An 8231-nucleotide genomic window follows, 5' to 3' on the forward strand; every position below is an offset into this window, starting at 1 on the left:
ACAGTAGCTTCATCAAGCGTTCCTTTAGGATCTTGGAAAACTAAGTTGATAGCAACAGATTTTTTATTAGCATCAATATGTTCACCTTCGTAAACATCAAAAATATTGGTTTCTTTAACTAATTGTTTGCTTGCCTGAATGATTTTACGACAAACATCATAAGTTAAAATGTCTTTATCCATTACTAAAGCAATATCCCGAGATACTGATGGATACATTGGAATATCTTTGAATTTAATCTTACTTGTTTTTAAGTTTAATAATAATGATAAATTCAATTCAACTACATAAACATCTTTAACACCATATTTCTTTTCCATTAATGGATGAATATTACCAATGATTCCAACAATATCTTTACCAATTTTAATATAAGCACTTCTACCAGGATGATAAGATTGATTATTAGCTTCAATCGCTTCTAATTTATATCTTGATCCTTCAATTCCGAGATTTTTAAAGATTGTTTCGACAAATCCTTTAACTAAATAATAATCAGCTTTATAACTTACTTGTTTAAATGCTAAACCATTATATTCGCCACAGCAGGCAATTGCCAGGTTTTGCAATTCACAGTCTTTTGAATATGTTGCTGATAATTCAAATACATTTACATCTTTAATGTTATGTGACTGATTATAATTAATTACCTGTAATAAAGAACCAATTACTGATTTACGTGTTACACTTCTTTCTTCACCTAATGGCATTGATAATTTTACTGGTTCATTTTGATGGAATAAGTTGAAATCATCAACATCAGCTAATGAAGTTAAAGTATAAGTTACTGTTTCATGTAATCCCTGATCTTTTAATAAATTACGTAAGTAATGTTTTTTAGCTTGTTCATCACTACGTTTACCAACTGTCATTGACATTTCTGGTAAAGTAGATGGAATTTTATCATAACCATAAATACGCGCTACTTCTTCAATTAAATCAGCCGCTAAAGTAATATCATTACGATATGTTGGTACTAAAACATGGAAACTGTTATCTTCAAGAGTAAATTCAAATTTTAAAGAAGCAAAGATATCGGCAATTTCATCAGTTGTGATCTTTGTTCCTAAAAGACCATTTACTTGATCAGTTGTAACATCAACATAACGTTTTTCTATATCTAAATCAGTAGTTACGCTTTGATATACTTCTTTAGCATCTGCTAATTGAACTAATAAATCCGCACATCTTTCTAATACATTTAATGAATTAGCAGTATTTAAAGCCCCTTTGATATAATGTTGAGAAGCATCAGTTAATAAATTTAACCGTCTTGCTGTTTCTCTTAAAGTAGCCCCATTGAATGTTGCTGCTTCAATAACAATGTTAGTTGTATTTTCATCAATTTTAGTACTGTTAGCACCCATGACCCCACCGATGCAGCCAATACCGTCATCAGTAGAAACGATGATATCCCCTGGTTCAATTTGATATTGTAAACCATCTAACATTTCTTCTTTAACATTAAATCCTGTTTTAACTACAAATTCTTTTTTATTTAATTTATCATAATCATACATGTGGATTGGTTGTCCTGTTTCCAACATAACAAAGTTAGAAACATCGACAATGTTATTAATTGGCTTGATGCCACTTGCAATCAAGGCATTTTGTAACCACATAGGAGATTCTTTTGTTGTAACTCCTTTTACTAATTTAGCACCAAAAAATGGACATAAATCAGTTTCTACTTTTACACTAATACCAGAGTCATCTTTGCCTTGTGGTGTTATTTCTGGTAATTTTACATCACGTTTTAAAATAGCTGCTACTTCATAAGCTAATGAAGTTAACGCCATACAATCAGAACGATTTGGAGTTAAACCAATTTCTAAGATCGTATCTTTTAATCCAATATATGCTAGTGGATCTTCACCAACTGGAGCAGCATCATCTAAAACATGAATTCCTTCTTTATCTTCCGGTTTCAATAATCTTTGATCAATTCCTAATTCTGCAATTGAACAAATCATTCCGTTTGATTCTTGACCACGAATCTTACTTGCTTTAATGACAAAACCATCACCTAGATCACATCCAGGGTTAGCCACAATTACTTTTTGATTTTTAGCAACATTTGGTGCCCCACAAACGATTTGATTTACAACCCCTGGTTTTACTTCAACCTGACAAACTTTTAAATGATCACTATCAGGATGAGGAACACACTCTAAAACATGACCAATTGTCATATTATTTCCTCTAGCTAATTGATGCATTCCTTCTACTTCTAAACCAACTGCCGTAATTTTATCAGCTAGTTCTTGAGGATCTTGATCATCAACTTTAACATATTTATTTAATAAATTTAAACTTACGTCCATTGCTTTACTCCTTTCTACCAAATTGATTTAAAAATCTAATATCATCATTGTAGAAATAACGAATGTTATCAATACCATATTTAAGCATGGCAACACGTTCAATTCCAATTCCAAAGGCAAATCCCTGGTATACTGTTGAATCAAAACCACACATTTCTAATACTTTTGGATTTACCATTCCAGCACCTAAAATTTCGATCCAGCCAGTATGTTTACACATTGAACATCCTTTACCACCGCAGTTATGACAAGAAATGTCAACTTCTACTGATGGTTCTGTAAATGGGAAATATGATGGTCGTAATCTAATTTCTCTTTTTTCACCAAAGAATTTACGAGCAAAAATTTCTAATGTTCCTTTTAGATCAGCCATAGTTACATTTTTATCAATAACTAACCCTTCACATTGCATAAACTGATGTGAATGAGTAGCATCGTCATCATCACGACGATATACTTTACCAGGACAAATTACTTTAACTGGTCCTTTTCCTTTAGCAGCTAGTAAAGTATGCGCCTGAACTGGTGAAGTATGCGTACGCATTAATAGCGTATCATCGATATAAAAAGTATCTTGCATATCACGAGCTGGATGATCTTTTGGTAAATTCATCAACTCAAAGTTAAAATAATCAGTTTCTACTTCAGGACCTTCGGCAATTGAATAACCCATTCCTAAAAATAATTCTTCTAATTCTGTTACGATTGCTGATAAAGGATGAATTGTACCTTGATCTAATTTATAACCAGGTAAACTAATATCAATTTTTTCTTGATTGATCTTATCTAAAATTGCCTGATTTTCTAAAACTGCTTTTTTATCTTCAACCGCTTTTGATAATTCTTGTTTAACTAAATTTGAAGTTTGTCCAAAAACTTTTCTTTCTTCAGGAGCCATATTTTTCATTGCTTTCATTGCTTCTTGAATTGGTCCTTTTTTTCCTAAATAAAAAACTCTAATATCATTTAATTCTTTTAAAGATTTACATGTTTCTAATTTAGCTAAAGCTTCATCTTTAATTTCTAATAATTTATTTTCCATGCTTTCCCTCCTAAATAAAAAAACCGTTCCAATAGGAACGATTTACTCGCGGTACCATCCTAATTCATGATAAAAATCATGCTCTTAATAAACTGTAACGTAGTTTCAACGGCGAGGATTAGTCGCACTCCAAGGTGAATTCAATAATGCCGCTGTTAGAAGACTTTCACCAAATATCTCCCTCTCTAAAACAGTTTTCTTACCTACTAGTCCTTATCATCGTTTTATCAGTAATACTCACACATTATACCTTGTTTGACTCTTTTTTACAACCATTTCTAAAAAAAATAATTACCAAATTTCTTAATATACTGATACTTTTACTAAACAAATTCGAAACAAAGTCGAGACAAGATTACCACATTTCTATGCTATAATAAATGCAGGTGGCCACCATCTGTTAGATGAGGAGGAAAAAATAAATATGTTAATGTTTATTAGTTCTCGCGGACCATTAAAAAAATGCAAATATTCCTCATATGGAATATTTAGTGTTACTTTTTTTAATTCTATATTTAACAGAGTCTAAAAAAGACTCTAAATAAATATAGAAAATGGTCCGCATAACAGAGAAAGTGAAAAGGATGCTGAGCAGAGCATCCTTTTCGTTTGGAATATTTAGTTTTACTTTTCTACAACACTTATAATACATATTTTTTATTATTTTTCAAGTGTTTTTTATGTTATAACATGAATTTTTTATCACTTTTAACTATAATTAATTTATACCATTCATTAACTTAAACATAATAAAATTTACAATTATATAAATCTATTATTTACTAATTTCATATCTAATCAGTTCTAAATAAAAGTAAACATATAATAAAATGCAAATATTCCTTATATGGAATATTTAGTTTTACTTTTTTTAATTCTATATTTAACAGAGTCTAAAAAAGACTCTAAATAAATATAGAAAATGGTTAGCATAAAAGAGAAAGTGAAAAGGATGCTCTCACATAGCATCCTTTTCGTTTGGAATATTTAATCATTTTATTTTACAACACTTATAATACATATTTTTTATTATTTTTCAAGTATTATTCATGTCAACTGCAAAAATGATACATTAAAATACTTCCGGCAATAGCAGCGTTTAGTGATTCAATCGTTTGGATTGGAATATAGCCAATTCTATCACATTTAGCTAAGATATCTGGATTCATACCATTACCTTCATTGCCAACGATAAAAGCCATTTTTTCTTGTTTTTCAATCAAATGAATATCTTTACCATTTTCTAAAGCACTGCCAACGACAGTAACATCGTGTGCTTGCAGTTTATCAATAATTTCTTTTAAATCACCATAGATACAGCTAATATGAAAATTAGCTCCCTGCATTGATCTTAATAATTTATCATTATATAAATCAACACAATTATTAGATAGAATTACTTGATCAATACCAAAAGCTAAAGCACTACGAATCAAGGTTCCAATATTACCAGGATCTTGTAAATCATCTAAGATCAAATAACGATTTTTATAAATTAATTCATTTTTATTTTCCAAAGGGCATTTTGCCATGATACTTGATGGTGATTTAGTAAAAGCTAATTTAGCCATGACTTCTTCACTGACTTCAATAACTGGTAAATTAGTTTTTAATGGTTTAGTAGAAATCAAAGTATCTACCTGATTAGCTTTGATTGCTTCATTTACTAAATGTTCTCCTTCAATTAAGTAGTAACCTAATTGTTTGCGATATTTTTTTTGTTTTAATTTCATTAATGTTTTGATCGTATTATTAGACGATGATGTAATCATATTCCAATCTCCTTTAATTGTTTTTCACGCTTTTGATAATCAGGTAAGCGTTTTTTGATTTCCTGATAAAATAATTTTGAATGATTTGCCTGTAGAAAATGACATAATTCATGAACAATTACATAATCAATTAAATCTTTGTCTAGATGAACTAAAGCAAGATTGAAACTGACTTTATTGTTTACTGGATAACAGGCACCCCAGCGAGCTTTATATTTTTTTATTTCAATTTTAGGCATCATTAGTTTAAAAGAAGTTTGTAAATATGTTTGAATTTTATTTGTAATATATTGCAATAAAACCTCTTTTAAATACATTTCAATCGTATTTTGAATTTGATGGTGATAAACATAAAGTTTATCACCATGGATTTTAACCTGGCGTTTGTTTAGATCATAGCTAACAATTTGATAGCGCCGATTAAATATATTGACAAAACCGCCATTACAATAATCAAATTTACCAACATAACTGTTAAGTCGTTTTAAGATCGTTTCTTGATTTTGGATGATCAACGCTTCAATATCTTTTATTGAAAATAACGGTGAACTGTTTACGATGATCTTACCGGATACTACTTTTAAATAACAGCGTTTGATTGGTTTTATATTTAACTGATATTCAACCATTTGTCCCATTAGATTAATTTTTCTAATTTCCATAACTACCTCAGTATAAAACTTTTTAAATCAACCATACTATAAAAGATAGGAGTGATTAGATGGATATTCGTAATGCTTTACTTACTAAACTGCATGATACTAGTTATGATGAACTTAAACAAATCATCGAAGGTGGCATTGCTTCTAAAGAAGAAACAATTTTACCTGGTCTTGGTGTTTTATTTGAAGAATATTATAATTCTTTAAATAGCATGCAAAAAGATGTGATGATTCGTACTATTTGCAGTTTATTAAAATAGACTCAATGAGTCTATTTTTTGTTGTCTTTAATTATTTCTTTTATTGATCTAGCGATCATAAATAACATTAATAAAACAAAATTAATTTTAAATAATTGATTAAAATCAATTACTAATAAAACAATCATAATAAATAATGGTAATAAACTTTCTAAAAAGAAAATTTCATGATTTAAAATCTTAATTTTACCAATCTTTTTACTTTTTAAAATAACAACAATCGTTTTATAAATTTCAAACAATAAATAATTAAAGATCCATAACAATAAAAAGTAAACGGTTGTATAAAAATTATCAATAAAGATCTTTTTCAATGCTCCTAAAAATGTTATTTGATAATAATTGATCAAGCTATAACAAAAGCTAAAACCGGCAATCAAAAACGTAGCTACAGCATTACGAATTAAATAAAAAACTATAAAATCCTTTTTGATCTTATTCATAATAATCACCAGCCTTTTGGATATCTAAATCAATTGCAAAAACATATTTATCCTTATCATTACTTAAAATAACGACCACACTTAACTCTTTCTTACTCAAATCAATATCCTCATTAAACTGATATGTACCATAATCATTACTATTGATCAACTCTTTACTAGTACCTACAATTTTATTAAAAACAACATAGTTATCGTTATCTTCTTTATCACCATCAGGATCTTTTAAATAACGATATTCTAAAGAAGCATTAGGATATTTTTTAAAAATATCCTTGTTTGATGTTTTTAAAGAACCTAAACGAATCATTGTTTTAGAAATAGCAGCATTTTCAATCCGGTATTCTTTATTAGCTCCTTCTAAATGATCTAAACGATTAATTTTTAAATCTAATTTAGCAATTTGCTTTTCATTACTTATTACCTCTAGATTAGCTTTTTCTAATTCTGTTAAAGGAAATTTACTAACCGTAATTTGATGATCCTCTAATTGATAAGTTTTATTTTCTAAACTTATATCCAGCAAAGCCACTTCATAATCATCTTCTTTATCAGTTAGCTTTAATTTAAACGATACAGGATCTGTTATTTCATTATTAATGGTGATACTGCCACCATTTAAATAAAAATTATCCTGATCTAAGTAAGCTTCAATATTTTCTACCTTTATTTCATCATTAGAACCGGATAAAAGATAATCAAAATAGATTACTCCTCCAAAGGTTTGAAACATGAAATTATCATGCATAAATAATAAGGTACTGCCAACAATTAAAGCAAAAATTATACTTAAAATTAAATGTTGTTGAGATTTATTTTTCATATTCATCACCTTTTCTATTATAACCTATTTTACTTAGGATAGAAAGAAAAAAGAATTCTTCTTAATCGACAAAAAAGCAATTACTCTCGTCAATGACGATTTCATTGCTTAAATGTTTTATTTTACAGTTACTAATTCTAAATAACTAGTAGTTCCACCAACACCAGGAGCACCAGCAGTGATCAAGATTTGTTCACCTGGTTCAACCCCATTTTCTTTAGCTAAAATTTGTGCATATTCAATTTGCGCTACACGATCACGCATTTGTTTACATACAACTCCTTTAACACCCCAGTTTAACGCTAAAGAACGAGTTACTGGTTCGTATGGAGTTGCTGCAATAACCATAGATTCAGGACGATAACGTGATACCCGTTTTGCAGTTGATCCACTTTCAGTATAAACGATGATTGCTGCTACGCTAAATTTAGAAGCAATTTCCGCTACTGACATACAGATAGCTTCAGATGGTTCTTCTGGAGCAGTTCTGATTGCTTTTCTTAATAAAGCATTGTAATCTAATGTTTCTTCAGTTTTTAAAGCAATTTTAGTCATTGTCATAACTGCTTCTTCTGGATATTTACCTTGAGCAGATTCACCAGATAACATGATGGCATCAGTTCCATCATAAATTGCATTAGCAACGTCACTTACTTCAGCTCTAGTTGGACGTGGATTTTCTTGCATACTGTCTAACATTTGTGTAGCTGTAATAACTACTTTACCAGCAGCACGACATTTTGTGATGATTTCTTTTTGAATTAATGGTACATCTTCAGCTGGTACTTCAACACCTAAGTCACCACGAGCAACCATGATTCCATCAGCAACTTTTAAGATTTCATCCATGTTGTCAACACCTTCGCTATTTTCAATTTTAGCGATGATTTGGATTTCTGGATGAC

At 29.5% G+C, this 8231-nt stretch carries 8 protein-coding genes and 1 other annotated feature; of the genes, 1 reads left to right on the forward strand and 7 read right to left on the reverse strand.

Annotated elements, in window-relative coordinates:
* From pheT to J7M77_RS13985, 4 genes are all read right to left on the reverse strand, one after another.
* Window positions 1–2324 (reverse strand): phenylalanine--tRNA ligase subunit beta (gene pheT / locus J7M77_RS13970; RefSeq protein WP_296879639.1); only part of this gene is annotated, 2324 nt, incomplete at its 3' end.
* A 4-nt stretch (window positions 2325–2328) separates the two neighbouring features.
* Entirely contained in the window at window positions 2329–3366 is a 1038-nt protein-coding gene (pheS, locus tag J7M77_RS13975) for a phenylalanine--tRNA ligase subunit alpha (protein ID WP_296879641.1), read from the reverse strand.
* Window positions 3367–3396: 30 nt separating this feature from the next.
* Window positions 3397–3595 (reverse strand) — a binding site (T-box leader).
* An 823-nt stretch (window positions 3596–4418) separates the two neighbouring features.
* Window positions 4419–5138 carry an RNA methyltransferase gene (locus tag J7M77_RS13980; RefSeq protein WP_296879643.1) on the reverse strand — a complete coding sequence of 240 codons (720 nt, stop codon included), beginning with the start codon at window positions 5136–5138 and terminating at the stop codon, window positions 4419–4421.
* Entirely contained in the window at window positions 5135–5800 is a 666-nt protein-coding gene (locus J7M77_RS13985) for a YgjP-like metallopeptidase domain-containing protein (protein WP_296879645.1), read from the reverse strand. The genes J7M77_RS13980 and J7M77_RS13985 overlap by 4 nt, the downstream gene beginning before the upstream one ends.
* A gap of 59 nt (window positions 5801–5859) precedes the next feature.
* On the opposite strand from J7M77_RS13985, the gene sspI reads away from it, so the two are divergent.
* Complete coding sequence (sspI, locus tag J7M77_RS13990) at window positions 5860–6060, forward strand: small acid-soluble spore protein SspI (RefSeq protein WP_296879647.1); 201 nt, start codon at window positions 5860–5862, stop codon at window positions 6058–6060.
* Window positions 6061–6071: 11 nt separating this feature from the next.
* Here the strand turns inward: sspI and J7M77_RS13995 are convergent, their stop codons facing one another.
* From J7M77_RS13995 to pyk, 3 genes are all read right to left on the reverse strand, one after another.
* Complete coding sequence (locus tag J7M77_RS13995) at window positions 6072–6503, reverse strand: hypothetical protein (RefSeq protein WP_296879649.1); 432 nt, start codon at window positions 6501–6503, stop codon at window positions 6072–6074.
* Window positions 6496–7326, reverse strand: a complete 831-nt coding sequence (locus tag J7M77_RS14000; protein ID WP_296879651.1) for a hypothetical protein — start codon at window positions 7324–7326, stop codon at window positions 6496–6498. Before J7M77_RS14000 ends, J7M77_RS13995 begins: the two co-directional genes overlap by 8 nt.
* A gap of 117 nt (window positions 7327–7443) precedes the next feature.
* The coding region (gene pyk, locus J7M77_RS14005) for a pyruvate kinase (RefSeq protein ID WP_296879653.1) at window positions 7444–8231 on the reverse strand (788 nt) is incomplete at its 5' end.

Origin of the sequence: Thomasclavelia sp. (assembly GCF_017889095.1) — a bacterium.
GTDB lineage: Bacteria > Bacillota_I > Bacilli_A > Erysipelotrichales > Coprobacillaceae > Thomasclavelia.

Bases quoted from the DNA above. Each gene is read 5' to 3' on its own strand.
- pheS (WP_296879641.1), bottom strand. From the start codon at position 3,366: ATGGAAAATAAATTATTAGAAATTAAAGATGAAGCTTTAGCTAAATTA.
- J7M77_RS13980 (WP_296879643.1), bottom strand. From the start codon at position 5,138: ATGATTACATCATCGTCTAATAATACGATCAAAACATTAATGAAATTA.
- J7M77_RS13985 (WP_296879645.1), bottom strand. From the start codon at position 5,800: ATGGAAATTAGAAAAATTAATCTAATGGGACAAATGGTTGAATATCAG.
- sspI (WP_296879647.1), top strand. From the start codon at position 5,860: ATGGATATTCGTAATGCTTTACTTACTAAACTGCATGATACTAGTTAT.
- J7M77_RS13995 (WP_296879649.1), bottom strand. From the start codon at position 6,503: ATGAATAAGATCAAAAAGGATTTTATAGTTTTTTATTTAATTCGTAAT.
- J7M77_RS14000 (WP_296879651.1), bottom strand. From the start codon at position 7,326: ATGAAAAATAAATCTCAACAACATTTAATTTTAAGTATAATTTTTGCT.